The following is a 26,961-nucleotide window of genomic DNA, read 5'->3' on the forward strand; positions in this document are numbered from 1 at the left end:
GTCGGCTCAGGCGGCGGGCTTCAGCATGTAGCCTGCGCCGCGCACGGTGTGCACCATCGGGGCGCGGCCCGCATCAACCTTCTTGCGCAGGTACGAAATGTAGAGCTCGACCACCGTTGACTTGCCGTTGAAGTCGTAGGCCCACACACGATCGAGGATCTGCGCCTTCGACAGCACGCGGTTGGGGTTGCGCATCAGGTAGCGCAGCAGCTCGAACTCGGTGTTGGTGACCGCAATGGGCTCCCCAGCCCGCTCCACCTCGTAGCTGTCCTCGTTGAGCGTGAGATCCCCCACACGCAGCACCGGGTCAGGCTCCTGGGCAAGTGCCACCTGCGAACGCCGCACGAGACCGCGCAGCCGCGCAATCAGCTCTTCCAAGCTGAACGGCTTCACCACGTAGTCGTCGCCGCCCGCGGTCAGGCCGTTGACGCGATCCTCGACCGAGTCGAGCGCTGTCAGGAACAGCACCGGGAACATGTGCCCGTCGGAGCGGACCCGCGACAGCAACTGCATCCCGTCGAAGTCGGGCAGCATGATGTCGAAAACAGCGACATCAGGATCGAATGAGCGAATCTTCTGCAGTGCCTCTTCCCCATTGGCAGCAGTTTCGACATCCCACCCTTCATATCGCAGCGCCATTGCGACGAGCTGCGTGATCGATTCCTCGTCATCTACGACGAGGGCGCGCACCTTCCCACCATCGGCGCGCTTCAATATTTGAGATTCCATAGTTCTGAGTGCCCCTCACCCGGCACGTCTCGCGCTGAGAGAAGTCAACGCCGAAGCGCACCAGATCGTTATCTCCCCCCGGACGCCTGAGTCCATATGAGCGCCTGGGGAACTTGTCTTCACGAGCCTAGTGCTTTCCTTTCCTGCAGCGCATCCAACAAACGATGATGAGCGCCTTCTCTCGATGGATTGTCAGCGAATTTTCCGCTTCGCGCGAAAGAACCTGCCGCATTTTGCCACTTTGCGCGACAGCAGGTGCCTTTCAGGTGCCTTCGCGAGCCGTGTCGAAGCCGCCGCCGAGACGTGGAAGACTGGGGTGGTGACCGAGCAACAGCCCTCCTACCTGAACCGGATGGTCACCGACGGCACTGATCGCATGGCGTGGATGCGAGCACGCGCGCGCGGCATCACCGCGACCGATGTGGCGAAGCTGACCAGCCCGCGTTCGATCGAGGCCGCGGCTCACGAGAAACTGCACGGCAGCAGGTTCACCGGCAACGCCTACACGGCGCACGGCAAGGCCCGGGAACCTGAGATTGCCTCCTGGGTGCTGCGCGAGCATCTCATCTCGCCGAGCCAGGCCCTTTTTCACGCTGAGACCGACCTGCGCCACCTCGCTACCCCCGACGGGCTCGTACTGCGAGAGAACGGCATCATCGAACTCGCCGAGATCAAGACCACCAACAAGCAGTGGCGCTCGATCCCCCGCAACTACCTGCGCCAGGTCTGGTGGCAGCAGTATGTGCTCGGTGCCGAGCGCACACTGGTGGTGTGGGAACGGCACGAGAATTTCGTGCCCGTCGGTGATCCCGAGTGCCGCTGGGTGGATCGCGACGAAAGCGAGATCGAGCAGCTCGTCGGGCTCGCCGGCCAGTTGATCGACGTGCTCATCACCCGCACCAGTTGAAGGTGCGGCGAGCAGACGAGCCGCTGCGATAGGAGCCTGCGGTAGCTGGTGGCCGCTGCTGATGTCAGCGGGGGCGGATCACCAGAACGAGACCGGCCCGGCCTGCTCCGGGTGCACGGAAGTGTCTCCCTTCGGCTGTGCTGCCGGGAGGTTCGCGAGTCGCTGCTCCACCCGGGTCGCGTGCTCGTAGTTGCGCGCCATCAGGTCTTGCAGCGCATCGGCGACCCGCTCACTGCCAGGCACGTCGACCAGTCTGAGGCTTTCACTGCCGTGCAACAGCTCGATGTCTCCCGCGCCTCGCATCCGTTGCAACAGCCCCCGCCGTGAGCGCACTTCGCGCACTCGCCCGAGGGACACCTCGCTGCGGTGCCGCGAGAAGAGCCCTCGGCGCAGAATCACACGGCGGGTCGTCACGGTGGTGCGGTGCGCGAGCCATGCGAGCACTGGCAGGATTCCGAGCAGCAGGGCCAGGAGAACGGCGCCGGCACCCGCCGCGAGGTTCATCCACGCGGCGGGGAGGGCTCCCACCCAGTACCCGGCAGCTGCGGCGATCACGAGCAGCGCGAGCACCGGCAACACGAGATGGCGCCCGTGGCGACGGAAGCGGAGCACGACGACCTCCGGCTGTGCATAGCTCACCGGAGCCGGGCCGAGCACCGACTCGACCTCGGCAGTGACCGAACGGGGTACTCGGGAGGGCATGCCCCTATTCTGCCGGGTTCTGCTGAGGTGCAACGCCGAATCCGTCGAGACCGGTCGCGGCAGTGCCGCCAGCGCGCTGGGCGGCCGCGCCTGCGGCACCCGTCACGGACTCTGCGGCCTCAGCAACTTCGGCGGCAGTCTGCGCAGCGGTCGCGGCGAGATCCTGCGCGGCGACGGCAATCTGCTCGGCCGCGCCAGTATTCGCCCCTGTGCCAGCATCGGAGTCACCGGTACCGTACCGAGCCTCTCCGGGCGTCGCGACAGCAGCCCGAGCGCGATCAATGCGGGCGTGATCCGCCTGCCCCTGCGAGGCACGGCCAGCCGCCGCACCCGCAGCGCCGCCGGTGATCGCACCGTTGAGCATGCCCACCAGGTCGATGCCCACGGTCTCACGAGCCATCTCGAGCATGCCCTTGATGTTGCCCATCGCGTCGCCGGTGACCTTGGCCGAGCCATCGGCAGATACGACGGTCATGTTGTCGATCGCGCCGATTGCCTGCGCGTACTCTCCCGCGATCTCCGGCAGCAAGTGGATGAGCTCCTGTGCCAACACGGCCTGCGACTGCGTCTCGAGCGCGCGGGCTCGAGCATCGATCGCGGCGGCCTCTGCCGTGCCCTTCGCTTCGAGCGCCGAAGCCTCGGCCCGGCCCTCGGCCTCCAGTGCCTCCGACGCAGCGATACGCGCGGCACGGTTCGCAAGGCCCTCGCGCTCCACGGCCTTTGCGCGCCCCTCGGCGGCCGACACCGCGGCCGCCGCTTCAGCCTTCGCCAGCGCCTCGACTCGGTAGGCCTCGGCCTCGGCGACGGCGCGCACATCGGCGTTCAGCTGCTCGGTGCGCAGCGCCACGCCCTTCTGCGCCGTGATCTGCTGCTGCTCAACAATGGCCTGCTGCTGAATCGCCTGCTCCAACGGCTCGGCGGCCGCCGCCTGCGCGGTGGCCCTGTCCGTCTCGGCCTGGATTTCGGCCTGGCGCAGTTTCAGCTCGCGATTGCGATCGAGCAGTACTTTCTCGGCCGCGATCTTCGCCTCCTGCGACGCCTGATACGCATTCGTCTCAGCGATATCGGCCGCCTGGCGCACCTTTGCCGCCTCGGGGCGACCGATGTTCGTGATGTAGTCGGCACCGTCGCGAATCTCCTGGATCTGCAGCGTGTCGACCACGAGGCCCTGCTTCGTGAGCGCTTCCTCGGCGGCTTCGAGCACGCTCTGGGCGACAACGGCGCGATCTCTGATGATCTGCAGCACGGTGAGCCCGCCGATAATCGAACGCAGCGAACCCGACAGCACCTCCTGTGTCGACTCATCGATCTCGTCGGAGTTCGACAGGAATCGCTGGGCGGCGGCGCGGATCATCTCCTGGGTGCCTCCCACCTTCACCACGGCAACGGCCTGCGCCTGGATCGTGATGCCGTCTGTGGTCTGCGCCTCGGTGGTGATCGACAGGCGTCGGGAGCGCAGGGAGATGGTGAACGACTTCTGCACGAAGGGCACGACGAACACGCCGCCACCGGTGACCACCTTCTGCCCGGATAGATCGCGCGACCGCTGCCCCGAGGCATCGACAACTTCCTTGCCTTTGCCGCCGGTGACGATGATCGCCTCGTCAGGTTTTGCGATGCGGTACCGCTTGATGATGACGAGTGCCACCAGCACCAGCGCGATGACCGCGCCAAAGATGCCGATGATCGCCGGGCTTGCGAGCAACATTCAGTCTCCGTTCATTGAGTCTTGGGGTCTGCTGCAGGGTCTAACCGGAGGCGCCTGGCGCAGCATCCGGGGTGGGCGGCACCGAGACCGGCTCGACGCGCACCGAAGTCGAGGTGACGGTTTGCGTAACCCGCACCGCCGCGCCACGCGGGATCGCGGTGTCGGCCGAGGCGGCGAGCGAGATCCGCTCGCCGTGGCGGGTGATGGCGACCTCGCCGAGCCCGCCTTCAGGGATCGCGAGCACGACCGCCCCCTCGGATCCGACGAGGTCGCTGCCGCTCACCGCAGTGCTCGACTCGGCGCCGCGGATCATGCGCGACAGCCACCAAGCGGCCGCACCGCCCACCGCCCCCGCCAGTGAGCCGATCACTGCCGCGACCGGTGTGGCCATGCCTGCGCCGACGCTCGCGAAGGCCGTGAAGCCGAAGATCGCGGTGAACGCCGCGATGGTGGTGAGGCTGAGCGGGCCGTCGCCGAAGTCGAACGCGTCGAAGATGCCGTCGAGCACCAGGGAGACGAGCAGCAGCACCCCTCCGATGACGCCGATGATGAGGAAGACGCCGCCCGCCATCAGCGAGCCGTCGAGCAGCCGCTCGAACCAGGTCATGATGCCATCCATCGAGGGCCCCCTCTCGAGCGATCCGGTACTGGCAGCGTATCAAGGGCCTCGGACATCGTCACCGCCGGGCAGACGCAGCGGCGGCGGGCGGATAGCGGATAGCGGCGCGGTGTCGCCGCGGGGCTCGCTGCCGCCGCGGTCAGGCCTGGCGACTCAATCGCGGCACCGCTGCGAGCAGCTGCCTGCCGTAGGTGCTGCGGGGCTCGGTGAAGAATGTCGACCCTCCGACTTCGACGGTCTCGCCTTCGCGCATCACCAGCACCTCTTCGCACAGCTCATGCACCACGGCCAGATCGTGCGACACGAGCAGGAGCGCCACCCCGGTGGTATTTCGCAGTTCACGCAGCAGCTCCACCACGCTCGCCTGCACCGACACGTCGAGCGCGCTCGTGGGCTCGTCGGCGACGATCACCCGCGGTTCGACCGCAAGTGCGCGGGCGATCGCAACTCGCTGGCGCTGCCCACCCGAAAGCTCATGAGGGTAGCAGCGCGCAAGGGCGGGGTCGAGCCGCACCGATTCGAGCAGCGCGGCGATGCTGGCCTGCACTGCAGCGCGCGTCGCGATTCGGTGCGCCCGCAGCAGCTCACCGAGTGTCTGCCCGACGGTCATGCGCGGATCGAGCGAGGAGTATGGGTCTTGCGGCACTAATTGCACCGCCCGACGCGAGGCTTGGTCGCGGCTCGTCGGCTGCTGCTGCCCGTCGAGCAGGATCTCACCAGCGATGAGCGGCAGCTGGCCGGCAATGGCGCGGGCGAGCGTGGTTTTGCCGGATCCCGACTCCCCTACGATGCCCAGTGCTCCTCCGGCTGGCACGGCCAAGGAGACGCCGTCGACGGCGATCGTGCGGCCGTAGGCCACCCGCGCGCTGCGCACCTCGAGCACGGGCGACTGCTCGGAGGCGCGCTTCGGCGGCTCTGCCGCGAGACCGGAGCGCGAGTCTGATGCGAGCTGCGGCAGTGCGGGCACCGCATCGAGCAGCGCGCGGGTATAGGGCGCGCGGGGGGACTGCACGATCTGCGCGGTATCGCCCGATTCCACCGCTCGCCCGCCGCGCATCACGATGACGCGGTCGCACAGCGACGAGACGACGGCGAGATCGTGGCTTACGAACACCAGGGTGATACCGCGGCTGCGGCGCAGTTCGTCGAGCAGTTCGAGCACGCTGCGCTGCACGGTCACATCGAGCGCGGTGGTGGGTTCGTCGCAGAGCAGCAGGGCCGGGTCGCCGGCAAGGGCCATCGCGATCACCACGCGCTGCCGCTGCCCGCCCGAGAGCTGGTGCGGATAGGCGCGCGCGATCCGCTCTGTGTGAGGAAGGCGCACCTGTTCCAGCAGCTCGTGCACCCGGCGCAGGGCGTCGGAACGTGTGCCGTCGTGGGCGGCCTCGACGGCCTCTCGCAGCTGCACGCCGACACGTGTGAGCGGGTCGAGCGCTGTCAGCGGATCTTGGAAGACCATGCGCACCGGCCCGCCGGCGCTCGCCTCACCCGCTGCGATGCGTGTGCCGACGGGCATCATGCCGAGCAACGCGCGAAGCGTGAGCGTTTTTCCAGAGCCCGACTCCCCCACGATACCGACGGCCTCGCCCGGCTGCACCTCGAATGAGAGCCCCTCGACGAGCGCAGGGCCGGTCTCTGCGCCCGAAGCCTCTGCTGCGACACGCAAACCCCGCACGCGCACCTCGCCCGCGCGCAGCGCGGCACCTGCAGCCCCAGAGCCAGATCCAGATCCAGAACCAGAACCAGAACCAGAACCCCCAGACCCCGCGCTCGACCGCTGAGGCGACGCGAGTGGCTTGGCCACGCGGGCGAAACCGCCGCTCGCGTTCCCTCGATCTCGGCTCACGCGGCCCGAGCGACCTGTCCGGCCTGACCGGCCACGTCGGCCGGCGCCCACACGCAGCGCGTCTCCGACTCCGTCGCCGATCAACGAGAGCGACACCCCGGTCACTACGACAGCGAGACCTGGCAGCGCCGAAAGCCACCAGTGCGTGGTGATGAAGGCTTGGCCATCGGAGATCATGGTGCCCCAGTCGGGCGTGGGCGGCTGGATGCCGAGCCCGAGATAGCCGAGGGTGACGATCGCCACCATGATGAGCACGATCTCGGTGGCGAGCAGCACGATCGCCTGCGGCAGCACGTTCGGCAGCAGATGCCGCAGCAGCACTCGCGCGTGCGACAGCCCACCGCCGCGGGCCGCGCGCACCCAGCCGGACTCCCGCAGCGAGGCGGTCATCGCACGAAGCACCCGCGCGTAGCCCACCCACCCCACAAGCGCGAAGGCCACGATGATGCCGCCCTCGCCGGCTCCCACCGCGAAGACGATCGCGATGATGATCACGTAGAAGGGGAAGGCGATCACAGTGTCGATCACGCGGGAGCCCACCCAGTCGACAGCGCCTCCGAAGTATCCGGTGATGAGGCCAACCGTCACCCCGATCACGAAGGGTGCCACCGCTGCGAGCACCGAGATGCGCAGGTCGGTCTGGGCTGCGAAGAGCATACGGGAGAGCACGTCGCGCCCCAGCTGATCAGTGCCGAACCAGTGCTCGGGCGAGGGCGGCAGCAGCCCGCCGGTGAGGTTCTGCGCGTTCGGCGGGTAAGGGGCGAGCACGGGAGCCAGCAGCGCAGCGAGCAGGATCAGCGTGAGCAGCGTCGCACCGGCGACGAACGCCGGCGAACGGCGGAGGCGACCCAGGGTGTTCATCGCGCAACCCCCTCGGCAGTCGGCCGCGCCGGTTCAGCTGCATCGCTCACGCGCAGACGCGGATCGAGCAGGGCTGCGAGCACGCCTGACAGCGTGGTGACGAGCACCACGAGCACCGCGCAGTACAGGGCGACGCCCTGCACTACCGGGAAGTCGCGACTGCCGATCGACTGGAACAGCAGCGTGCCGAGGCCGTCGATGCCGAACACTTTCTCAACAACAAGGGTGCCGCCGATCAGGTACGCAGTGTTGACGCTCAGCAGGGTGAGCGTGGGCAGCGCCGCACCGCGCACGACGTGGCACCACAGGATGCGGCGCTCGGGCACCTGCGCGGCGCGCAGGGTGGTGACGAAGTCGGCTGAGAGCACCTCGAGCAGTTGGGCGCGAAGCGAGCGGATCAGCGGCGGCGCCATGCCGAGTGCAACCGCGAGCGACGGCAGGAACAGACTGCGCAGCGGCTCCCCCGGCCCCGATCCGACCCCGCCGACGGGGAACCACCGCAGCTGCACTCCGAACACGATAATGAGCAGCAGACCGATCCAGAAGAGCGGCATGCCCATACCCACCGCTGGCAGCACGCGCACCAGGTGATCGACCCAGCCGTCTCGGCGCAGCGCTGCGGCGAGCGCGAGCGGCACCGCGATGATCACCGCGAGCGCCACAGCGAAGACCACGATGCCCAGACTCACGGGTGCGCGAGCGAGGATGAGTTCGCGAGTCGGCACCGCCGTGACGAGGGAGTCGCCTGTGTCGAAGCGGGTTACTACCTGTACGAGAAAATCGGTGAACTGGTGCCAGAGCGGCTGGTCGAGGCCGAGCCGGGCGCGCAGCTGTGCGACGGACTCGGGAGTAGCACGCTCGCCCAGGATCATGGCGGCCGGGTCGCCGGGCACGAGGCGCAGCAGGAAGAAGACGGCCACCACCACGCCGAGCATGACCGGCACAATGCGCGCGGTGATCCGCCCCACCGCCCGCAGCGCTCGTCGCAGCCTGTCGTTCTTCACGGTCTCACCCTACTCACGACCTCCGACATCGAACGTCGCAGCCCGCGGCCCCGCTGTGTGCGAGGCCGCGGGCCGCGACGTTCATGCAAGGATCAGGCCCTCAGGACTGTCGCGCTACTTCCCGCCGCCGCTCAGCCAGGCATCCTGGAAGCGCACGCTCGAGTTCGGCAGCACGGTGAAGCCGTGTACATCGCCGGTGGTCGCCTTCAGGTTCGAGGGGAAGAACAGCGGAATATAGGGCACATCGTCGGCGAGGATCTGCTGGATCTCGGCATAGATCGCTTTGCGCTCGTCGCCGGGAGGCGTGGTGCGCCCCTCCTCCATGAGCGTGGTGACCTTGTCGTTCGTGTAGTGCGTCCAGTACGACTTGCTGAAGCCCTCCGGGTCGGCTTGGAAGGTGATGAACCCGTTTGGGTCGGGGGCGTCAGACTGGCCGCTGTTGAGCATGAAGTCGTAGTCGTAGGCGAAGAAGCGCTCGCGGAAGACTGCGATATCGAGCTGCTCGATCTCGACGTCAATGCCGATCTTGCTGAGCGACTCCTGCACGATCTGCGCGATCTGCGCCCGCTGCGAGTTGCCGCTCGCGATGAGCAGCGTCGTCTTGAACCCGTCAGGGTAGGCCGACTTCGCAAGTTCGGCCTTCGCGGCGGCGACGTCGAAGTCAAGGGCCTTCACGGTGTCGTTGGCCGAGTAGGTGATGGTGGGCGGCAGCAGTGCGTTCGCGACCTCGGCCGTGCCGAAGGTGGTGGCGGAGGTGATGCCCGGGCGGTCGAGGGCGTGGGCGATGGCGCGCCGCACATGCGGATCGGCGAACTGCTCGCGCTGCGTGTTGAAGAAGACCTGTTCAGTCGACCATCCGTCGGTTTTCGAGAGCACGGTGTCGGCTGCTGCGTCGACCTCGGCGGCATTGGCTGCCGGAACGGTATCGATCGCGTCGACCTGGCCGGCTGCGAGCTGCTGGCGCAGCTGGGTGTCGTCGGCGACGACCTTGTAGACGAGCCCGTCGAGGTAGGGCTTGCCCTCCTGCCAGTAGTGCGTGTTCTTGACGAACGACAGATCGCCGTTCGGATCCCACTTGTCGACCACGAATGGGCCGGTGCCGACGGGGTTCTTGAAGAACTCCTCTTCGCTGACACCGCCGAAATCGGCGGGGAAGATGCCGTTCGAGAAGCCCGAAAGCTCGGACAGGAACGGCGTGTACGGGGCGGTAAGGGTAATGGTGACCTCGCGGTCGCCAGTGGCCTCGATGCTCGCAATGGGGGCGGTCAGCGGCAGCGGGCCGCCCACTTCGAGGTGGCGGTTGAGCGAGAAGACGACGTCGGCGGGGGTAACCTCGGTGCCGTTCGAGAACCGCAGCCCGTCGCGCAGGGTGAAGGTGTAGACGAGGCCGTTGTCGCTCTCTTCGTACTCCGCGAGCCAGGGGCCGATCTTGCCGTGCTCGTCGAAGGCGACGAGTGGTTCGAAGATCTTGTCGATCGCGAAGGCGTTGTTGGCGGTGATCTGCTGGTTCAGGTCGAGGTTGTTCACCGCGGCGACCCTGCCGAAGGTGAGCGTGCCGCCCGCGACGGGAGTGGCGGTGTCGCCCGCGGTCTGGGGGCTCGCGCCGCCTGCGCAGGCGCTGAGCAGCAGGGCTGCTGCGGCGAGCGAGGCTGTCGCGAGCGCAAGGCGACTGCGCGACGCGGTGTGGGGCTTTCTGGGCACGGGGTCCTCCGGGTGCGGTTCGGGATCGGGCGCTGGCACACCCGACGTGGTCTATGCACATACGCTAACCGAAGCCAGATCAATGGACCACTTTGCCTGTGCCCGGCAGAACCACGTGTTTCTTCCGCGTGACCCGGTCGGCGAACCCGCCCAGAGCAGACTCTGCGCACAGCCCGAACCCTCAGATCTCCCGCAACTCCGCCGGATCGATGGGACGGCCTTCGAGCAGCACCGCAGCGATGGATTGCGGATCGCTCAGCGCCCCGGGCAGCCGCGGATCTCGGCGCAGGAGCACGCCGTCAGCCACCGCGCCATCGACGATCCGCCCCGCGAGCGCACCGCGATCCGCCACCGCACCGACATCACCCGCACACCCCGCAACCCGCGCCAGCAACTCCGCACCCGAGCGCGTTGCGGCCAGCAGCGCCTCACCGGGCGAAAGCCCAGCTTCGACCAGAGCATCGACCTCGCGCCCGTTGCTGCCATGCTGCTCAGGAGTGCCGTAGTCGGTGCCGAGCGCGACGCGCAGCCCAGCGTCGCGCGCCCTCAGCACCGCGCCAGGGTGCGCGCCGATAGCCTCGTCAACCCGCGCCCGCAGGCTCGCGGGCAGCGCGCCCGCGTCGATCATGCGCTGCACGAGATGGTAGATGCGCAGCGTTGGCACCAGGGTCATATCGCGCTCGGCAGCCCGAGCGGCCTGATCCGCCGTCAAGAACAGACCGTGCTCGATGCTCAGGGCACCCGCCTCGATCGCATCATCGATCGCGGCACCGCCCCACGCGTGCACCATCACCCCCGCACCGACACGCTCAGCGCGATGCACGGCGTCGCGCAGCTCGACGGCGGAGAACGTCGCATCGAGACCGGCGCCCGCCGGGGAGCCGATCCCTGCGGTGCCGTACAGTTTCACCCAGCTGGCACCTCTCTCGAGCACCGATTCGACAGCTCTGTCGAGCCCGCCGCACGCATCGGCGAACGCCCTGTCGATGATGCTGACCGACACCTGCACCCGCGGCCGCGCAGCACGCGTCATCGCGCGCAGCATCAGAGGGTCGAGGCCACCGGCGTCGCGAATGCTCGTCACACCCGCTGCAAGCGTGCGAGCAAGCGCCCGCTCCGTGGCGGCAATGGTCTGCGCTTCGCCCAGGAGCTCGCGATCGGCGGCATCGAAGGCGTGCCAGGCCGCGTGCAGGTGAGCATCGACCAGACCCGGAATCAACCAGAGCTCATCCGCACCCCACGTCGCCGGAGCATCGTCGCTCGCGCGCTCCGGCCCGCCGAGCGCGAACGCACCCGATGCCCACGAAACACGGCCCGGAGCGGTGAAGCCGCCCCGCTCATCGAGGACGCGCACGCCGCGCAATGCCCTGCCCTCGTGCGCAACTGGCTCTGCTACCCCGCTCACGCCCACTCCGTCCTGCCGCATCCGGCCCGCGATCGCAGCAGCAATCTAGCACTCTGCGCTCCGACAACCGCTCGGCCGCCGGGCCACCCGCCGCGCCTCCCCCGAGCTGGCTCCTCGGTTTCCAGCGCACCGGCCCGACGCACGCCACCGGTCGAATAGAATGGTGCGGTGACCAGCACCTCCGATGCCCAGCCCACCCGTGCCACCACGATTCTGCAACTCGTGCGCGCGCTCTTCCACCTCGTCGCCGTCGCCTCGGTGACCGTGTGGGGCTTCGTCGCCTGGCCGCTGCCGTTCCCCGGGCTCCTCACCGGCTTCGCGTTCCTCGCACTCTCGGTGCTGCTGTGGGCGCTGTTCCTGTCACCGCGCCCCGTGCTGCGCACCGACCGCTTCGCGCAGGCCCTCTTCGAGCTGCTGCTCCTCGCGGCAGCAGTCGCCGCGCTGCTTGCGCTCGGTGTGTTCTGGGTCATCCCGGCGCTCTACGGCGTCGCCGGTGCCGTGGTTGGCTACGTCGCATCGAGCCGCAAGGCCTGAGCGGATCAGCCAAGCCGGCCACCCAATGGTGATCTGATCACCGGGCTGAGCCCCCCGCTCAGAAATCAGCAACCCAGCACACCCCCGCAAGCCTGCCGTAGCCGAGGAATACAACCCCATACGGCGCCGTTGCAATGGGCATGGCTCACAGCACCCATTCGACTGGCTCCGCCCCCGCCCCGCTACGCGCGGTCGTCGGGGCCAACGCCCAGCAGCTCGTCCTCGGTCTCGACACCTTCGGCGATGTCACCCGCAGCTCAGACGGCTCCCCCGCGCATCACGCGCAGGTGATCCGCGACGTGGTCGAGCAGGCCGTGCTCGCCGACCGCCTCGGCGTCGATGCGATCACCCTCGGCGAGCACCACCGCGACGACTTCGCGCTGAGCAGCCCCGAAATCGCGCTCGCGGCCATCGCCGGCCGCACCGAGCGAATCTTGCTCGGCACCGGGGTGACGGTGCTGTCGAGCGACGATCCGGTGCGAGTGTACGAGCGCTTCGCGACGCTCGACGCGGTGAGCAGCGGTCGCGCCGAGGTGATCCTGGGCCGCGGCTCCTTCACCGAGTCCTTCCCGCTGTTCGGTTACCGGCTCGAAGACTACGATGCGCTGTTTAGCGAGAAGCTCGACTTGTTCTCGCGGTTGCGCGAAGAAGGCGCCGTGACCTGGTCGGGTCAGCACCGCAGCCCGCTGGTGGAGCAGGAGGTGTTCCCCAAGACCGAGCAGCCGCACGGGGTGCGCTCGTGGATCGGCGTCGGCGGCAGCCCGCAATCCGTGCTGCGCTCCGTGCAGACGGGTATCCCGATGATGCTCGCGATCATCGGCGGCGATCCGGCCCGCTTCGCGCCGTTCGCGCAGCTCTACCGGCAGGCCCAGGATGAGCTGGGGCGGGATCCCATGCCGCTCGGTGTGCACTCACCAGGCCACATCGCCGAAAGCGACGCCGAAGCCCGCGACCAGCTCTGGCCGCACTTTGAGGCAAACCGCAACCGCATCGGCGCCGAGCGCGGCTGGCCGCGCACCTCGCGCGCAGAGTTCGAGCACGAGGCCGACACGGGCTCGCTCTATGTCGGCTCACCCGAGACTGTGGCGCAGCGGATCGCGAGCACGGTGCGCCTGCTCGGCGCCGACCGCTTCGATCTGAAGTACGCCAACGGCACGATGCCGCACGAGCAGCTCTGCGCCAGCATCGAGCTCTACGCCAAGCGGGTGATTCCCCGGGTGCGAGAACTGCTCGCGTCCTGAACTGCGGTTGCGGATCGCCGCGACGCCCCGATCACGGCCTGCCCGCCTGGCACGGCCGCCCGCCCGATCCACCCGATCCGCCCGATCCGCCCGACCCGCCGTGTCCACCCGCACATCCCTACACGCACCGATCGACGTTCCAGCACCTGTTTCCCGTGAAACGGGGTGCTGGAACGTCGATCGGTGCGGGACGTGGGACGCAGGCGGCCCGGCTGAAAAGCACAGCGCTACGCGACGAGCGTGCGCCAGGTGCCTGTTTCGGCGTCGGTGGGCATGCCGTCGAGGATGCGGATCGTGCGCGCATCGGGGTCGGTGAGCACGGTTGCGAGAGTGGCCCAGCGTTCCCCGTAGCCCTTCGACATGTCAGCATGGCAGGTGAGCGGAGGCTCCCCTTCGCCGCTGAGCAGCACGCGCACCATCTCGTCGGTGGCCGCGGGAACGCCCGCGGCGAGGCGCTCGCGCACCAGCACCAGGCGCGCTGAGGAGTCGGGCTCGAACAGCTCCGACTTCTGCTCGGCGAGCGGGGTGCCGTGCTGGAAGTGATTGGTGCGCTGCACCGATCCAGCCTGCTCCTCGATCACGAAGACCCCAGCCGGGCTCATTTCGACAGACACCGCCCGCTGCGCATCGAGCATCGTGAACGCCGACGACGAAGCGATCGGTGCCTCGCGGATCAACGCGATCGCCTCGTCCACGGAACGGCACTCCGACAGCACCACGCTCGAAAGCACATGCATGGGCACCCCATCGGGGCCGTCCTGGCGGTGCCCGAGGATGTTGAAGTGCAGCGCAAGCCCGGCCTCGTTAACGCCGATCTTCGACAGGATGCCCTGCTCGGTGAGACCGGCATAGCGCAGGCCGGGGCCGATGACGGAGTGCGTGTGCCAGAACGGCTCCAGCTCGATGTGCCAGTCCCAGGTCTGCACACCGAGTCGGTGCCCGCCAATCTGCGCGGTGAGCGTCGAGCATTCGCTGCTCGCCGCCCCACCGAGGGCGATGATCTCGGTGCGCGCGTTCAGCGCGATCACCTGGGCGACGTCGACCCCGGCACCCTCGGCAATGCCCGCGAACTCCTCGAGCAGCGCCGGCCGCCACGGCTGCAGCGCGGCGATGACGCGTTCGGTGCCCTCGCGCTCCAGCTCCTCGCTCACGCCCAGCAGGCGGAACAGCTCGGCGTACTTGGCGTATGCGGCCGGCAGGGTGGCCCGCAGCGCGGCACCCCGGCTCAGCCCCAGCTCACGCGGGGTGGCGCCGGAAACATCGATGTGCAGGCGTTCGGGTCTGGTGGTCATTGGGATTCCTTCTGGGTGAGTGCGGGGTCGGGGCGGGCGGGTGCGGATCAGGATCAGAATCGGAGACCGCACGCCCGCGGCCCGGACCCGATATCTCGGCTATCGGATCCGGGCCCGGATTGTCACGAGGCTCAGGCCTCGTCGGTGAGCAGCGCCTCGCGGAGGCCGCGCTGCGGATGCCATCCGGGGCGGGGTGCGGAGGCGATGAGCAGCTGAGTGTAAGGCTGCTGCGGGCTGTCGAGCACGGCGTCGACGGTGCCCCGCTCGATGATGCGGCCCTTGCGCATCACCACGACGTCGTCGGCGATGTCGCGCACCACCGAGAGGTCGTGCGTGATGAAGAGATACGACAGGCCATGCTCGGCGCGCAGCTTCTTGAGCAGGTCGAGCACCTGCGCCTGCACCGACACGTCGAGCGCCGACACTGCTTCGTCGAGCACGATGATCTCGGGCTCGGCTGCGAGCGCCCGGGCGATCGCGACGCGCTGCTTCTGGCCGCCCGAGAGCGCGGCCGGCTTGGCGTCGGCGTGGCGTTCGGTGAGGCCGACCTCGGTGAAGAGTTCGAGCACACGGGCGCGGCGGCCCGCCTTGTCGAGGTCGGGGCGATGCGCGCGCAGCATCTCGTCGATGGTCGCCGACACCGGCAGCGAGCGGTTGAGCGAGCCCTGCGGATCCTGGAACACCATCTGCACGAGCTTCGCCCGCTCGCGCAGGGCGCGCCTCGCAGTGGTGGGCTTCACATCGTGGCCAGCGATCCTCACCGTGCCTGAATCAGCTGATTCGAGGCCGACGACCACGCGGGCGAGCGTCGACTTGCCAGAGCCCGACTCCCCCACAACGGCGAGGCAGGTGCCTGCTCGCAGCTCGCAGGAGACGTCGTCGAGCGCGGCCACGCTGGCCTTACGGCTCAGGTGGAAGGTGCGCTTGAGGTGCGCGACCTCGATGATGGGCTGCCCGCTCATGCGCCTGCCTCCTCTGCGTTGTCGCTGCTCTCGACGCCCGCGGCGCGCGTTCCCGCTTCGGGCACGGGGTGGCCGGCAGGGTAGAGCAGGGGCCGCGCGGCCATGAGCGCACGGGTGTACTCGGTTTTGGGGTGATCCCGGATGTCTTCCGGGGTGCCGATCTCGAGGATCTCGCCGTCTTTCATCACCGCGAGCCTGTCGCAGACCGCGGCGGCGAGGTCGAGATCGTGGGTGACGAAGATCATCGACAGGCCGTGTTCGCGGCGCATCTCATCGAGGATCGCAACGACTTCGGCCTGGGTGGTGACATCGAGGGCCGTGGTCGGCTCGTCGGCGAGCAGCAGTTTCGGCGATCCGGAAATCGCACCGGCGATCACCACACGCTGCAGCATGCCGCCAGACAGCTGGTGCGGGTAGGAGTGGAGCACCCGCTCGGTGTCGGTGATGCCCACCTGGCGCAGCAGCTCGGCAGCGCGCGCCTGCGCGTCTGCTTTGCTCATGTTGCGGGCGTCGCTCATGCCCTCGATGAGGAAGCGGCCGACGGGCAGCACCGGGTTGAGTGCGCCGTGCGGGTTCTGCGCGATGAGCGCGAGATCGTTCGCACGGATCTTCCGCAGCGGCTCCCCGCTCGAAGCGAGCAGATCGGTGCCGTCGAGCTCGATCCGCCCCTCGACCCGAGCCCCTGAGGGTTCGATACCGAGGATGCACTTGAGCGTCATCGATTTACCGGATCCCGACTCGCCGACGAGGCCAAGGGCCTCACCCTGCGCGAGCGCGAAGGAGTTGCCGTGGAGGATTTCAGTCTCGGCCCCGGTCTCGGGATCGGTGACGGTGAGGACGAGGTTCTCGATATGCAGCATCAGCGGGTCCTTCCTGAGGCGCGGCGACCGCCGAGCTGTTCGCCGACGTAGCCGAAGGCGGCAACGGTGATCACGATGGCGAGACCGGCGAAGATGCTCTGCTCCCAGTAGCCCTGCTGCAGCGACGCCTGACCGTTCGAGACCATGAGGCCCCAATCGGGGGTGGGCGGCTGCACGCCGAGGCCGAGGAAGGACAGCGCCGCGAGCTCGATCATGGCGTAGCCGAAGTTGATCGTCATGCCTGTCAGAATCTGCGTGCGCACATTCGGCAGGATGTGGCGCACGGTGATCACGAAGCCCGAGATGCCCTGCAGCTGCGCCGAGGAGACGTAGGGCAGGTTGCGCTCCCGCAGCGCGACGGAGCGGATGACGCGCGCCGAGTAGGGCGTGAAGCCGATGGCGAGCGCGATCGATGCGGTGAGCAGCGACGGCCCGAAGATCGCGACGGCGAGGATCGCGAGCAGCATGTTGGGGAACGCGAACAGGATATCGAGGATCCGGCTGATGAAGGCGTCAACCTTGCCGCCGAACCAGACCGCGGTGAGCGCGAGCGTCGTCGCGAGCACCGCCGTGACCACGATCACGATGAGCGGCCCGATGAGGCTGGTACGCGCACCCCAGATGATGCGGGAGAAGATGTCGCGGCCTGACTGGTCGGTGCCCATCAGGTGCGCGAGGCTCCAGGCCTCGTGACGGGAGGTGACGCTGCCCTCGTAGGGGTCGTAGGGTGCGACGATGGGCGCGAGCACTGCCATGAGCACGACGAGCACAATGATCCCGAGGCACACGATGCCGATGGGGCCGAGACGTTTCGCGAGGACGCGCCAGCCACTGACGGGCACGTCGTTGCGGTGCTTGCGGAGCAGCTGCACCGCAACGGTGTCCTGCGAGGTGGTGTTGGTTGACGGTTTGCGCGTGAACTTCTGCTGAGTCATCGTGCCGCTCCCTTGCTCAGCCGGACACGGGGGTCGATCACTGCATAGAGCAGGTCGACGATGAGGTTGATGAGGCCGAAGGCCAGCACCATGATGAGGGCGATCGCTTGCACCACCGCGAAGTCTTTCTTCTGCACGGAGTTGACGAGCAGCGAACCGATGCCGTCGAGGGTGAAGGCGTACTCGATCACGAAGGCGCTGGCGAGCAGGCCCGCAATCTGGGTGCCGAGCACCGTCGATACCGGCAGCATGGAGTTGCGGATCGTGTGGCGCCAGAGCACGAACTGTTTGGGCACACCGCGCGCGATTGCCATGATGACGTGCTCGGAGCCCTGCTCCTCGCGCACTGCGGTGCGCGTGATGCGTGCCACGACGGAGATGCCTGGGAAGGCCAGCGCGAGCGCTGGCAGGGTGAGGTGCCAGAGTCTGTCGGTGAATCCCTCACCGGATCCCGAGACCGGGAACCATCCGAGGTTCGAGCCGAAGATCGCCATGAGGATCAGCGCGGCGAAGAATGTGGGAACTGCGAAGCCGAGGTTCGAGCCGAACACCACGAGCTTTTCGAAGACGCCCGATCGGGTGGCGGCGAGCACGCCGAGGCCCACACCGAAGACGATGATGAGGATCGCGGCGAAGGCCGCAAGGAACAGCGTGGTTGGCAGGCGCGACATGACGAGGGTCGAGACGTCCTGCTGCGTGAGCAGCGAACGGCCGAGGTCTCCCTGCAGCACATCGATGAGCCAGTGCCAGTAGCGCAGCAGGAAGGGGTCGTCGAGACCGTACTGGGCGCGAATCGCGGCGAGTACCTCCGGGCTGACGGTGCGTCCCTGTACGAGGAACTGCTCCGGACTGCCCGGCGCGAGGTACATGCCCGAGAACACGATGAAGCTGGACACGACGAGCACTGCGATGAGCGCTCCGATCCGTTTCAGCACGTAGATCATTGACGATCCCTTCCTGCTACGGTCACCGATTACTCGGCGGAGCCGAGGTCAGCGGCCCACGGGTAGTAGAGGTAGACGAACGAGGCGGGAGCGCCGGTGACGGCTTCGTTCATGTACATGCGGACGCTGAGGTCGTTGATGGGAACCCAGGGCTGCTGGTCCATGATGAGCGCCTCGGCCTTGACGGTGAGTTCGGCGCGCTTCTGCGGGTCGGCCTCGGCCAGCGCGGCGTCGAGGGCCGCGTCGACTGCGGGGTCGGAGAAGCCCGAGTAGTTCTGGTCACTGCCGGTCTTCGCAACGCTGACGAGGTGCAGCAGCGGATCGGGTGCGCTCATGTAGTTCGTGGTCACGAAGCCGTCGTAGCCCTCACGGGCGGCGGGATCTGAGAAGAACTGGCCGAACTGGGCGCTGGGCACACCGACGGGCTCGAAGGTGATGCCGAGCTCCTTGGCGCCGTTGGCCATCTCGTTGAGGATGTCGGCGTAGAAGCTGCGCTCGCTCGGGTAGGCGATCTTGATGGGCTGCGAGAGGTCGACGTCGCTCTTCTTGAGGTCGGCCTTAGCGGCTTCGATGTCGAAGCTCAGGTCGGGCAGTTCCTTGTCGCGCAGTTCGGCGACACCCTCGATGGCGTTCCAGGGAGCCTGCGGCACCACGGAGCGCGACGGCGTGCCGGTGCCCTCGTAGACGGTGTCGGCGATGGCCTGGCGGTCGGTGGCGCGGGTGATGGCGCGGCGCACATCGGGATCACCGAAGAGACCGTTGCCGGTCGAGATGATCGCCATGATCTGCATGCCCTCACCGAAGTAGAGGTTGCCCGTGGAGCTGTCGGCGAGTTCACTCAGGGCGGGCAGCGGCACGTCGTAGGAGCCCTGGATCTCACCGGCTGCGAGCGCGGTCGAGATGGCGGTGGGGTCGACGACGAAGCTGATGTCGATCTGCTTGGCCTTGGCCTTCTTGTCGGCGTTCCAGTAGCCGTCGTAACGATCGAGGGTGATCGACTGGCCCTGCTTCCAGTTGCCTACCGTGTACTGGAACGGGCCGGTGCACATGACGCCGGTGTCGGGGTTGCCGTAGTTCTCGCCGGCGGCCTTGCGCTGCTTCTCCTGCACGACAACGCCGAGCACGGTCGAGAAGGACGAGGGCAGCAGCTGGTCGGGGGTGTTCAGCTTGACGGTGATCTCGGAGTCGCCGCTCTTGACGACATCGGCGATGTTCGCGGTGACGCCGCCGGTCCAGAAGCTACCCTCTGCGGGGTCGTTGTGACGCTTGAGCGAGTAGACGACGTCTTCGACGGTCATCGGGGTGCCGTCCCAGAAGGTGACATCGTCGCGAATGCCGATCTTCCAGCTGAGGCCGTCCGTGGTCTCGGCGCCCGTCGCGAGGTTGGGCTTGACCGAGAAGTCGGGCTGCATCTGGAAGAGCGGCTCGCAGAGGTTCGCCACCACGGTGTTCTCGGAGTAGTTGAAGGCCTTGGCGGGATCGAGGCTGGCGAGCTCGCCGTAGGTCGAGTTCCAGGTGACCTTGTCGGCTTCACCCTTGGGGGCGGGGGTGGTCTGCAGCAGCTCGAGGTCGGCAGCGGCACCGCCGCTCTCCCCTCCGCCACGGCTTCCCGAGGCGCAGCCGGCGAGTGCCAGGCCCGTGATGGCAAGCAGGGCGATGGCCGCCCGTGTCTTTGCGAGAGTCACGTTGTTCTCCATTCGAAGTTTCGTCATTGAATCCTCTTGGTCCGGCACTGCGCTGGACGAAGACCCAGGAGGATCGTAACACCCAAAACGATTTGTGAAAAACGTTTTGGGTGCAACGTTTCGATAACGGAACTGGCCTTCTGCCCAGGTTCGGTACCCCACGCACCACCACCCTGCGGCTATCCTGACGAGGTGCAGCGCAGCAATGGCAGACCGACAATCAAAGACGTGGCGCGGGCCGCCGGCGTCTCCCCCACCACCGTCTCGCACGCCCTCAACGGCAAAGGGGTGGTGCGCCAAGAAACCGCAGAGCGCATTGAGCGCATCGCCTCCGAAATCGGCTACCGACCGAGCGCCATCGCACGCGGCCTGCAGAGCTCACGGCTCGGGCTGCTCGCCCTCGTGATCAGGCCTTTCCACAGCCTTGACACCTTCCTGCCCGAGGGCGTCGACTACTTCCTTCGCATCGCGGGCGCCGCCTCGCTCAGCGCCATGGAGCACGGCTACAGCATGATGCTCATCGACGATCCAACGCGCCCCGGAGTGCCCCCCAGCGCTCTCGCCGCCGACGCCTACATCGTGACGGAACCCTTCGAGAACGACCCCGTGCTCACCATGCTCTCCGAGCAGCGCATTCCCTTCGTCACCGTCGGCGCAGACCCCGCGCGCCGCGGCATGTTCCCCGAAATCGACGAGGGTGCCGAACTCCAGGCCAGGCTCATCCTGTCGCACCTCGCCGAAGCCGGCGCGCAGCGCATCGCACTCGTCACAGGAACCGACCTCAACGACTGGAACCTCGGCTCCCAGCGCACCCTCGCCGAGTGGAGCCGCGAACGCGGGCAGCGCCCGCTCGTCATCTCCCTGCCGGAGGCCGAGGGCGAGCGCGTCGGCGACACCGTCATCGACGCCTTCTTCTCGGGCGACCCCGCCGAACACCCCGACGGGATCTTCTGCCTCACGGGCCGGCACGCGGCCGGCGTCACCGAGGCCGCGATCCGCCGTGGCATTCGTGTGCCAGAGGATCTGCTCGTCGCCGCAGGATCCGGCGCGATGCAGAACCGCACCTCGAAGCCCACGGTCACCACACTCGACCTGCACCCCGAGGAGACCGCGCAACTCGCCGTCGAAATCGCCGTCGCGCTCGTCGAGGGCCGCCCCGTCGCGTCGCCGGTCGCCGTGCCCGCCGCAACCCTCGACATTCGCGAGTCCACCAGCCGCTAACGCACCTCGCGCAGCCGAGCGCAAGGGGCGCGAGCTCCACCACACACGCAAAAGGGGGCCGGCGCCGCAGCGCCAACCCCCTTCGCGAACCGCGAGGCTACAGATCAGGCGAGTCGCTGCTGCAGGTTCTCGTCGATCGCCGCGAGGAACTCCTCGGTGGTGAGGTAGGCCTGATCCGGGCCGACGAGCAGCGCGAGATCCTTGGTCATCTTGCCCGACTCGACGGTCTTGATGACGACATCCTCGAGGGTGTGCGAGAACTCGATCAGCTCCTGGTTCTCGTCGAGCTTGCCGCGGTGCGCGAGACCGCGCGTCCAGGCGAAGATAGAGGCGATCGGGTTCGTCGAGGTGGGCTTGCCCTGCTGGTGCTGGCGGTAGTGACGGGTCACGGTGCCGTGCGCAGCCTCGGCCTCGACGGTCTTGCCGTCGGGCGTCATGAGCACGGAGGTCATCAGGCCGAGCGAGCCGAAGCCCTGGGCCACGGTATCCGACTGCACATCGCCGTCGTAGTTCTTGCAGGCCCAGACGTAGCCGCCCTCCCACTTCATGGCCGAGGCGACCATGTCGTCGATGAGGCGGTGCTCGTAAGTGAGGCCGCGCGCGTCGAACTCGGCCTTGAACTCGGCGTCGAAGACCTCCTGGAAGATGTCCTTGAACTGGCCGTCGTAGGCCTTCAGGATGGTGTTCTTCGTCGAAAGGTAGACGGGGTAGTCGCGCGACAGGCCGTACTTGAACGAGGCGCGCGCGAAGTCGCGGATCGAATCGTTGAAGTTGTACTGGCCCTGGATCACGCCGCCGCCCTCGGGCAGGGTGACCACGTCGAACTTCTGCGCCTCGGAGCCGTCGGCGGGCTCGAAGGTGATGGTGACCTTGCCGGGGCCGGCCTTGAAGTCGGTCGCCTTGTACTGGTCACCGTGGGCGTGGCGGCCGATGATGATCGGCTTGTTCCAGCCCGGCACGAGGCGGGGTATGTTCGAGATGATGATCGGCTCGCGGAAGACGACACCGCCGAGAATATTGCGGATCGTGCCATTGGGCGAGCGCCACATCTTCTTCAGGCCGAACTCCTCGACGCGGGCCTCGTCGGGGGTGATGGTGGCGCACTTCACGCCGACGCCGTGCTTCTGGATCGCGTGCGCGGCGTCGATGGTGACCTGGTCGTCGGTGGCGTCGCGGTGCTCCATGCCGAGGTCGTAGTATTCGAGCGTGACGTCGAGGTAGGGGTGGATCAGGCGGTCCTTGATGAACTGCCAGATGATGCGCGTCATCTCGTCGCCGTCGAGCTCGACGACCGTACCTTCAACCTTGATCTTCGCCAACGCTTCTCCCACTCTCGTATTCCATCTGTATGAAGCCGCCGCCTATCCTACCCGAGCGCGGCTGGGATATCTCGACATCGAGATAAATCGGCCTCCCGTCCGCCATGAATCACCTCGGTGACGCGCAGATCGCGGTCGAGCACCACGGCGTCCATGCGCCGCCCGACGGCAAGATCTCCCACGTCATCCCAGCCCATCGCCAGCGCCGGGTTCACGGCCGTCAGCCGCGCCGCCTCCCGCAGTGCATCGTCACGGTCGGCGGCCGCGCCCTCAACCCAGTCGCGCAACAGCCTATCCATCGTGGCGGTGCTCCCTGCGATCGTGTCGCTTCCCGCCACGCGCGCAACGCCGCCCGTCACCTCCACATCGAGCGCCCCCAAACGGTAGGCGCCGTCTCCGCACGCGGCGGCACCCATCGCGTCGGTGACGAGCATCGCCGCGCCGCCCTGCGCGGCCGCCCACCGCGCAAGCGCCGGGTGCAGGTGGGTGCCGTCGGCGATCAGCTCGACGGTGACCCGCTGATCCTGGAGCAGCGCGAGCACAGGCCCTGGCTCACGGTGGCGCAGCGGGCGCATCGCGTTGAAGAGGTGGGTGGCCACCGTGGCGCCGGCGCCGATCGCGCGCGTCACGCAGGCGTAGTCGGCGTCGGTGTGCCCGATGGCGACCACGACTCCTGCGCGCACGAAGCGCTCAATAGCCTCGATCGCGCCGGGCAGTTCAGGTGCGATGGTCACCATCGCAATCGCATTGCGGGGTGCGGATCCGGCTCCGCCGCCCGCCACCGCCTCGGGCCGCGGCTTCGCTGCTCGACCCGCGCCCTGATCAGCGTGCGGATCCGCCAGCTGCCCGGCGAGCGAACCCGCCCGCAGCAGCGCGTCGATCTCCGCAGGATCGGGCGCGCGCAGCAGCGCCTGATCGTGCGCTCCGGCGCGCTCCGGGCTCAGCCACGGGCCCTCCAGGTGAATTCCGCGCAGCACCCCAGCAGCGACCAGCCCGGCGAGCATCCGCACCCCGGCGAGCATTCGTTCAGGGGTGTCGGTGACCAGGCTCGCAAGGCTCGTCGTCGTGCCGTGCGCGAGATGCGCAGCCCGCGCGCGCCGCGCGAGATGCGCTGAGCCCTCGGTGTAGCCGGATCCGCCGCCACCGTGCACATGCACATCGACGAAGCCAGGCACGATCACAGCGTCACCGAAATCACGATCGACGGGCGCAGGCGGGCGGCCGCCGCCGACCGCCGTGATCGTGCCGCGCTCGAACGCCACCCAGCCCGGCGCGTGCACAGCCGCTGCCGTCACCAGCGTGCCAGCAGCGATGAGGCCTGTGCCCGACAGCGCGCTCGTCACGCCGAGCCCTCGGGCAGCTGATCCTGCACGTATTCGTAGTAGTCGGAGAAGCGCAGCTGCGAGGCCGCTGCCTGGTCGATCACCACGACGGCGTCGGGGTGCAGCTGCAGCGCGCTCGCGGGGCACACACTCGCGAGCGGCCCCTCGATCATCTGCGCCACAGCCTCGGCCTTGCCCTCGCCCTGCGCCACGAGCAGCAGCTGCCGCGCCTCGAGAATCGTGCCGAGCCCCTGCGTCACGCAGTGCACCGGCACGCTGTCGGGCGCATCGAAGAACCTCGCGTTGTCAGCCCGGGTCTGCGGTGCGAGCGTCTTGACGCGGGTGCGCGACGCGAAGGAGGAGGTGGGCTCGTTGAAACCGATGTGGCCGTTGGCGCCGACGCCGAGCAGTTGCAGGTCGACGCCGCCGGCCTCGCGGATCAGCCGTTCGTAGCGCGCGCAGGCCGCTTCGAGATCGGCGGCGGCCCCATCGGGCACATGCACCCGCTCGGGGTCGAGGCCGAGCGGCTCGGTCACGGTGCGGCGGATCACCGAACGGTAGCTCTCGGGGTGCGCCGGGTCGAGGCCGACGTATTCGTCGAGCGCGAAGGCGCTCACGCCTGTGACGTCGAGCTGCCCGGCGCGCACCCGGGCGGCGAGCACGGCGTAGGTGCCCAGCGGAGAGGAGCCTGTGGCGACGCCGAGCACGGCTGGTGCGGCGGATTCAGCACGGGCGCGGATCACCCCGGCAATCCTCTCGGCGGCGTACTCGGCGACGGCTGCGGCGTCGGCGACGATGGCGATCTGCACGGGGCCTCCTTGGCGGGTTCGGTGTGCGTTGGCCTCGGCGGCGAACCGGAGACCTTCCCGCCGCATCCACAAAAGGACTAGACCAATACCGTGGTGTTTAAGATAGGCGTAGACCAATCGAGGTGTCAAGCACATGACCAGCACGCCGAAGTACTACACGCAGAAACTCCGCATCCTCGACCTCATCGAGGATGCGGCCCCCGGTGATCCGCTCCCCACCGAACGCGACCTCGCCGCACGCTTTGGCACCTCGCGCACCACCGTGCGCCAAGCGCTTACCGAACTCGTCACCGAGGGGCGTATCGAGCGCAGCCAGGGCCGAGGCACCTTCGTCGCAGCCCCACCGCACATCACCGTGCGCCAACTCACCTCCTTCAGCGAAGACCTCAGCGGTGCCAGGCTCGACAGCGACGTACTCGGGATCACGCTCGAAACAGCCGACGGTGAAGCCGCCGCCGCACTCGCGCTCGCGCCCGCAGCCGAGATCACCAGAGTCGACCGGGTGCGCCGCAGCGACGGCGTCGCGCTCGCCCGCGAAACCGCGCTGCTGCCCGGCCGCTACCCCGGCCTCGCTGCCGAACTCGCCCAACACGGGTCGCTGTACCGAGCCCTGCGAGAGCGCTACGGCGTCGCACTCGACGCCGTCGACGACGAAGTCGGCACCGAACTCGCCGAACCGGCCGAGGCGCGCATCCTCGGCATCGAGGTCGGCCGGCCCCTGCTCGTCGTGCGCCGCACGGGCCGCGCCGCAGACGGCACTCCCGTCGAGTTCACGCGATCCGCATTCCGCGGCGACCGCTTCCGCTTCCGCGCGAGCACCACCCGCGGCTGAACGGCACGGCGCGGCGCTGCCGGGCAGCAGCCCGCGGCCACGCCCAACCGCCGCTGCCACGCGAAGATCACGGTTCGGTCACGGGCGCGCAATCAGCAGGGGTCCGGGTTGCAAATATTTAGTTCGTTAGCTTTACTAACTCACATGACGGTCGCAACGCCGCGCTCCGAGTTCACTCCAGAGCCCCCCTCACGCACCCAGACGCCGGGCACGCCCGCGCACGGCACCGCGCGCACGACAGCCGCCCCGACAGGCGCGGCAACAGCCGCAAACACTGCTCCAGCAACCACCACCGCAACCGCCGGCCCCGCAGCAGCATTCGGCTCACGCGCCCTGCGCACCGGCATCAAAGCCACCCCCGGCGACGCGAAGCAGCACAATCGCACCCTCGTGCTGCAGACCCTGTACGTCACCGGCCCGCTCAGCCGCGCTGAGATCGCCCGCACCACCGGGCTCACCAAAGTCACGATCTCCGTGATCGTCGCCGAGCTCATCGGCGACGGGCTGCTGCACGAGCTCGGTCCTCAGGAGTCGCAACGCCCGGGCAAGCCGGCGATCCTCGTCGACCTCGCACGCGACGCGTTCGTGGTTGTCGCCCTCGACCTGAGTGACCACCGGCTGCTGCGCGGCGCGCTCATGAGCCTCGACGGCGAGATCGTGTTGCGCTCAGAGATCGAGCTCGGCGACGCCATCGGAGACGCAGCGTGCGAACTCGCCGTCGGGCTCGCAATTGCGCTCCGAGACAGGGCCAAGGTGCCCGTGCTGGGGCTCGGCGTTGGCACCCCGGGCGTCGTAGACGATGCCGGCACCGTGCGCACCGCACCGAACCTCGGCTGGACCGAACTGCCGCTGCTGCGCATCCTCGAAGAACGCACCGGGCTGCCCACCGTCGTCGCAAACGATGCGAACGTCGCAGCCCTCGCCGAGTACAGCTTCGGCGATTCGAGCGACAACTTCATTCTCGTCACCATCGGGCACGGCGTCGGCTCCGGCCTCATCATCGGCGGCCAGCCCGTCGCCGGCAGCCGCTTCGCCGCTGGCGAGATCGGCCAGGTCATGGTGGGCACCGATCTCGGCCTCGAAGCACCGTATTCGCGCGAGCAGGTGCTCGAGCACTGGCTGTCGGTGCCCCCGCTCACCCGTTCGCTGCAGAACGCCGGCCCGGAGGGCCGCGACCGCGTGCTGCGCGAGGCGGGGCAGCGGCTCGGGGTGGCGCTCGCTCCCGTTGTGGGCGCTCTCAACCTCGCCGAAGTCGTGCTCGCCGGCCCACCCGAACTCATCGAGGGCACGCTCGCCGAGGCGACGCTTGAGATTCTGCGCCGCCGCACCATGCCGGACACGCACGACGGGCTCGTGCTGCGCACCAGCACGCAGGGTGACGACCTCATCCTGCGCGGCGCGACGGCGACGGTGCTGAAAGATCGGCTCGGCGTCACCTGATCCGAGCGCAGCACCCCCACAACTTCACATCCAAGGAACGAACGCGGTGCGGCCTCGGCCGGATCGCGCTCCACGCCCCGCGG

23 protein-coding genes are annotated in these 26,961 nt (G+C 68.2%); 6 read left to right on the forward strand and 17 right to left on the reverse strand.

Going from position 1 to position 26,961, the window contains the following annotated elements:
• Positions 1-6 precede the first annotated feature (6 nt).
• Positions 7-729, reverse strand: coding sequence for a response regulator transcription factor (locus tag WFL22_RS05520; RefSeq protein WP_336652817.1), 723 nt, complete (start codon positions 727-729; stop codon positions 7-9).
• A gap of 352 nt (positions 730-1,081) precedes the next feature.
• On the opposite strand from WFL22_RS05520, the gene WFL22_RS05525 reads away from it, so the two are divergent.
• Positions 1,082-1,636, forward strand: coding sequence for a YqaJ viral recombinase family protein (locus tag WFL22_RS05525; protein ID WP_336653094.1), 555 nt, complete (start codon positions 1,082-1,084; stop codon positions 1,634-1,636).
• A 78-nt stretch (positions 1,637-1,714) separates the two neighbouring features.
• Here WFL22_RS05525 and WFL22_RS05530 read toward each other — a convergent pair whose 3' ends face one another.
• The 7 genes from WFL22_RS05530 to WFL22_RS05560 form a co-directional block, all read right to left on the reverse strand.
• Positions 1,715-2,338, reverse strand: coding sequence for a PH domain-containing protein (locus tag WFL22_RS05530; RefSeq protein ID WP_336652818.1), 624 nt, complete (start codon positions 2,336-2,338; stop codon positions 1,715-1,717).
• A 4-nt stretch (positions 2,339-2,342) separates the two neighbouring features.
• A complete protein-coding gene (locus WFL22_RS05535) occupies positions 2,343-4,046 on the reverse strand; it encodes an SPFH domain-containing protein (RefSeq protein WP_336991821.1) in 1,704 nt (567 codons plus the stop codon).
• Positions 4,047-4,086: 40 nt separating this feature from the next.
• Entirely contained in the window at positions 4,087-4,653 is a 567-nt protein-coding gene (locus tag WFL22_RS05540) for a hypothetical protein (RefSeq protein WP_336652820.1), read from the reverse strand.
• A 151-nt stretch (positions 4,654-4,804) separates the two neighbouring features.
• The gene (locus WFL22_RS05545; RefSeq protein ID WP_336991822.1) at positions 4,805-7,372 is read right to left on the reverse strand and encodes an ATP-binding cassette domain-containing protein; all 2,568 of its coding nucleotides are present in this window, start codon (positions 7,370-7,372) and stop codon (positions 4,805-4,807) included.
• Entirely contained in the window at positions 7,369-8,376 is a 1,008-nt protein-coding gene (locus tag WFL22_RS05550) for an ABC transporter permease (RefSeq protein ID WP_336991823.1), read from the reverse strand. Before WFL22_RS05550 ends, WFL22_RS05545 begins: the two co-directional genes overlap by 4 nt.
• A 114-nt stretch (positions 8,377-8,490) precedes the next feature.
• The gene (locus WFL22_RS05555) at positions 8,491-10,077 is read right to left on the reverse strand and encodes an ABC transporter substrate-binding protein (protein ID WP_336991824.1); all 1,587 of its coding nucleotides are present in this window, start codon (positions 10,075-10,077) and stop codon (positions 8,491-8,493) included.
• Positions 10,078-10,258: 181 nt separating this feature from the next.
• Positions 10,259-11,482 carry an amidohydrolase family protein gene (locus WFL22_RS05560; protein WP_336991826.1) on the reverse strand — a complete coding sequence of 408 codons (1,224 nt, stop codon included), beginning with the start codon at positions 11,480-11,482 and terminating at the stop codon, positions 10,259-10,261.
• A gap of 168 nt (positions 11,483-11,650) precedes the next feature.
• Between WFL22_RS05560 and WFL22_RS05565 the strand changes: the two genes are divergently transcribed.
• Positions 11,651-12,016: a DUF2568 domain-containing protein gene (locus tag WFL22_RS05565; protein WP_336991827.1), complete on the forward strand. Its 366-nt coding sequence runs from the start codon at positions 11,651-11,653 to the stop codon at positions 12,014-12,016.
• A 134-nt stretch (positions 12,017-12,150) separates the two neighbouring features.
• On the forward strand, positions 12,151-13,257 hold the full coding sequence (locus WFL22_RS05570) for an LLM class flavin-dependent oxidoreductase (RefSeq protein ID WP_442918961.1): 1,107 nt from the start codon (positions 12,151-12,153) through the stop codon (positions 13,255-13,257).
• 227 nt (positions 13,258-13,484) lie between these two features.
• Here the strand turns inward: WFL22_RS05570 and WFL22_RS05575 are convergent, their stop codons facing one another.
• The 6 genes from WFL22_RS05575 to WFL22_RS05600 form a co-directional block, all read right to left on the reverse strand.
• The gene (locus WFL22_RS05575) at positions 13,485-14,549 is read right to left on the reverse strand and encodes a C45 family peptidase (RefSeq protein ID WP_336652827.1); all 1,065 of its coding nucleotides are present in this window, start codon (positions 14,547-14,549) and stop codon (positions 13,485-13,487) included.
• A 131-nt stretch (positions 14,550-14,680) separates the two neighbouring features.
• Positions 14,681-15,511, reverse strand: coding sequence for an ABC transporter ATP-binding protein (locus WFL22_RS05580; protein ID WP_336991830.1), 831 nt, complete (start codon positions 15,509-15,511; stop codon positions 14,681-14,683).
• Complete coding sequence (locus tag WFL22_RS05585) at positions 15,508-16,371, reverse strand: ABC transporter ATP-binding protein (RefSeq protein WP_336991831.1); 864 nt, start codon at positions 16,369-16,371, stop codon at positions 15,508-15,510. The genes WFL22_RS05580 and WFL22_RS05585 overlap by 4 nt, the downstream gene beginning before the upstream one ends.
• On the reverse strand, positions 16,371-17,306 hold the full coding sequence (locus tag WFL22_RS05590) for an ABC transporter permease (RefSeq protein WP_336652830.1): 936 nt from the start codon (positions 17,304-17,306) through the stop codon (positions 16,371-16,373). Before WFL22_RS05590 ends, WFL22_RS05585 begins: the two co-directional genes overlap by 1 nt.
• Positions 17,303-18,250, reverse strand: a complete 948-nt coding sequence (locus tag WFL22_RS05595) for an ABC transporter permease (protein WP_336652831.1) — start codon at positions 18,248-18,250, stop codon at positions 17,303-17,305. The genes WFL22_RS05590 and WFL22_RS05595 overlap by 4 nt, the downstream gene beginning before the upstream one ends.
• 29 nt (positions 18,251-18,279) lie before the next feature.
• Positions 18,280-19,962: an ABC transporter substrate-binding protein gene (locus WFL22_RS05600; RefSeq protein WP_336652832.1), complete on the reverse strand. Its 1,683-nt coding sequence runs from the start codon at positions 19,960-19,962 to the stop codon at positions 18,280-18,282.
• 165 nt (positions 19,963-20,127) lie between these two features.
• Here WFL22_RS05600 and WFL22_RS05605 point away from each other — a divergent pair, with 165 nt between their 5' ends.
• Positions 20,128-21,156, forward strand: a complete 1,029-nt coding sequence (locus tag WFL22_RS05605; RefSeq protein WP_336652833.1) for a LacI family DNA-binding transcriptional regulator — start codon at positions 20,128-20,130, stop codon at positions 21,154-21,156.
• A gap of 104 nt (positions 21,157-21,260) precedes the next feature.
• On the opposite strand, the gene WFL22_RS05610 is transcribed toward WFL22_RS05605, so the two are convergent.
• From WFL22_RS05610 to nagB, 3 genes are read right to left on the reverse strand one after another with little or no spacing between them, the layout of a single operon-like run.
• Complete coding sequence (locus WFL22_RS05610) at positions 21,261-22,475, reverse strand: NADP-dependent isocitrate dehydrogenase (protein WP_336992383.1); 1,215 nt, start codon at positions 22,473-22,475, stop codon at positions 21,261-21,263.
• A 47-nt stretch (positions 22,476-22,522) separates the two neighbouring features.
• A complete protein-coding gene (gene nagA, locus WFL22_RS05615) occupies positions 22,523-23,818 on the reverse strand; it encodes an N-acetylglucosamine-6-phosphate deacetylase (RefSeq protein WP_336991833.1) in 1,296 nt (431 codons plus the stop codon).
• The gene (gene nagB, locus WFL22_RS05620; RefSeq protein WP_336991834.1) at positions 23,815-24,606 is read right to left on the reverse strand and encodes a glucosamine-6-phosphate deaminase; all 792 of its coding nucleotides are present in this window, start codon (positions 24,604-24,606) and stop codon (positions 23,815-23,817) included. Before nagB ends, nagA begins: the two co-directional genes overlap by 4 nt.
• Before the next feature lie 133 nt (positions 24,607-24,739).
• Between nagB and WFL22_RS05625 the strand changes: the two genes are divergently transcribed.
• On the forward strand, positions 24,740-25,438 hold the full coding sequence (locus tag WFL22_RS05625) for a GntR family transcriptional regulator (RefSeq protein ID WP_336991835.1): 699 nt from the start codon (positions 24,740-24,742) through the stop codon (positions 25,436-25,438).
• A gap of 144 nt (positions 25,439-25,582) precedes the next feature.
• Positions 25,583-26,878: an ROK family transcriptional regulator gene (locus WFL22_RS05630; RefSeq protein WP_336991836.1), complete on the forward strand. Its 1,296-nt coding sequence runs from the start codon at positions 25,583-25,585 to the stop codon at positions 26,876-26,878.
• Positions 26,879-26,961: the final 83 nt, after the last annotated feature.

Source organism: Leucobacter sp. VD1 (assembly GCF_037150695.1).
GTDB lineage: Bacteria > Actinomycetota > Actinomycetes > Actinomycetales > Microbacteriaceae > Leucobacter.

Excerpts from the sequence above, each read along its gene's own strand:
- WFL22_RS05520 (WP_336652817.1), bottom strand. The coding sequence starts at position 729 with ATGGAATCTCAAATATTGAAGCGCGCCGATGGTGGGAAGGTGCGCGCC.
- WFL22_RS05525 (WP_336653094.1), top strand. The coding sequence starts at position 1,082 with ATGGTCACCGACGGCACTGATCGCATGGCGTGGATGCGAGCACGCGCG.
- WFL22_RS05530 (WP_336652818.1), bottom strand. The coding sequence starts at position 2,338 with ATGCCCTCCCGAGTACCCCGTTCGGTCACTGCCGAGGTCGAGTCGGTG.
- WFL22_RS05535 (WP_336991821.1), bottom strand. The coding sequence starts at position 4,046 with ATGTTGCTCGCAAGCCCGGCGATCATCGGCATCTTTGGCGCGGTCATC.
- WFL22_RS05540 (WP_336652820.1), bottom strand. The coding sequence starts at position 4,653 with ATGACCTGGTTCGAGCGGCTGCTCGACGGCTCGCTGATGGCGGGCGGC.
- WFL22_RS05545 (WP_336991822.1), bottom strand. The coding sequence starts at position 7,372 with ATGAACACCCTGGGTCGCCTCCGCCGTTCGCCGGCGTTCGTCGCCGGT.
- WFL22_RS05570 (WP_442918961.1), top strand. The coding sequence starts at position 12,151 with ATGGGCATGGCTCACAGCACCCATTCGACTGGCTCCGCCCCCGCCCCG.
- WFL22_RS05575 (WP_336652827.1), bottom strand. The coding sequence starts at position 14,549 with ATGACCACCAGACCCGAACGCCTGCACATCGATGTTTCCGGCGCCACC.
- WFL22_RS05580 (WP_336991830.1), bottom strand. The coding sequence starts at position 15,511 with ATGAGCGGGCAGCCCATCATCGAGGTCGCGCACCTCAAGCGCACCTTC.
- WFL22_RS05585 (WP_336991831.1), bottom strand. The coding sequence starts at position 16,371 with ATGCTGCATATCGAGAACCTCGTCCTCACCGTCACCGATCCCGAGACC.
- WFL22_RS05590 (WP_336652830.1), bottom strand. The coding sequence starts at position 17,306 with ATGACTCAGCAGAAGTTCACGCGCAAACCGTCAACCAACACCACCTCG.
- WFL22_RS05595 (WP_336652831.1), bottom strand. The coding sequence starts at position 18,250 with ATGATCTACGTGCTGAAACGGATCGGAGCGCTCATCGCAGTGCTCGTC.
- WFL22_RS05600 (WP_336652832.1), bottom strand. The coding sequence starts at position 19,962 with ATGACGAAACTTCGAATGGAGAACAACGTGACTCTCGCAAAGACACGG.
- WFL22_RS05625 (WP_336991835.1), top strand. The coding sequence starts at position 24,740 with ATGACCAGCACGCCGAAGTACTACACGCAGAAACTCCGCATCCTCGAC.
- WFL22_RS05630 (WP_336991836.1), top strand. The coding sequence starts at position 25,583 with ATGACGGTCGCAACGCCGCGCTCCGAGTTCACTCCAGAGCCCCCCTCA.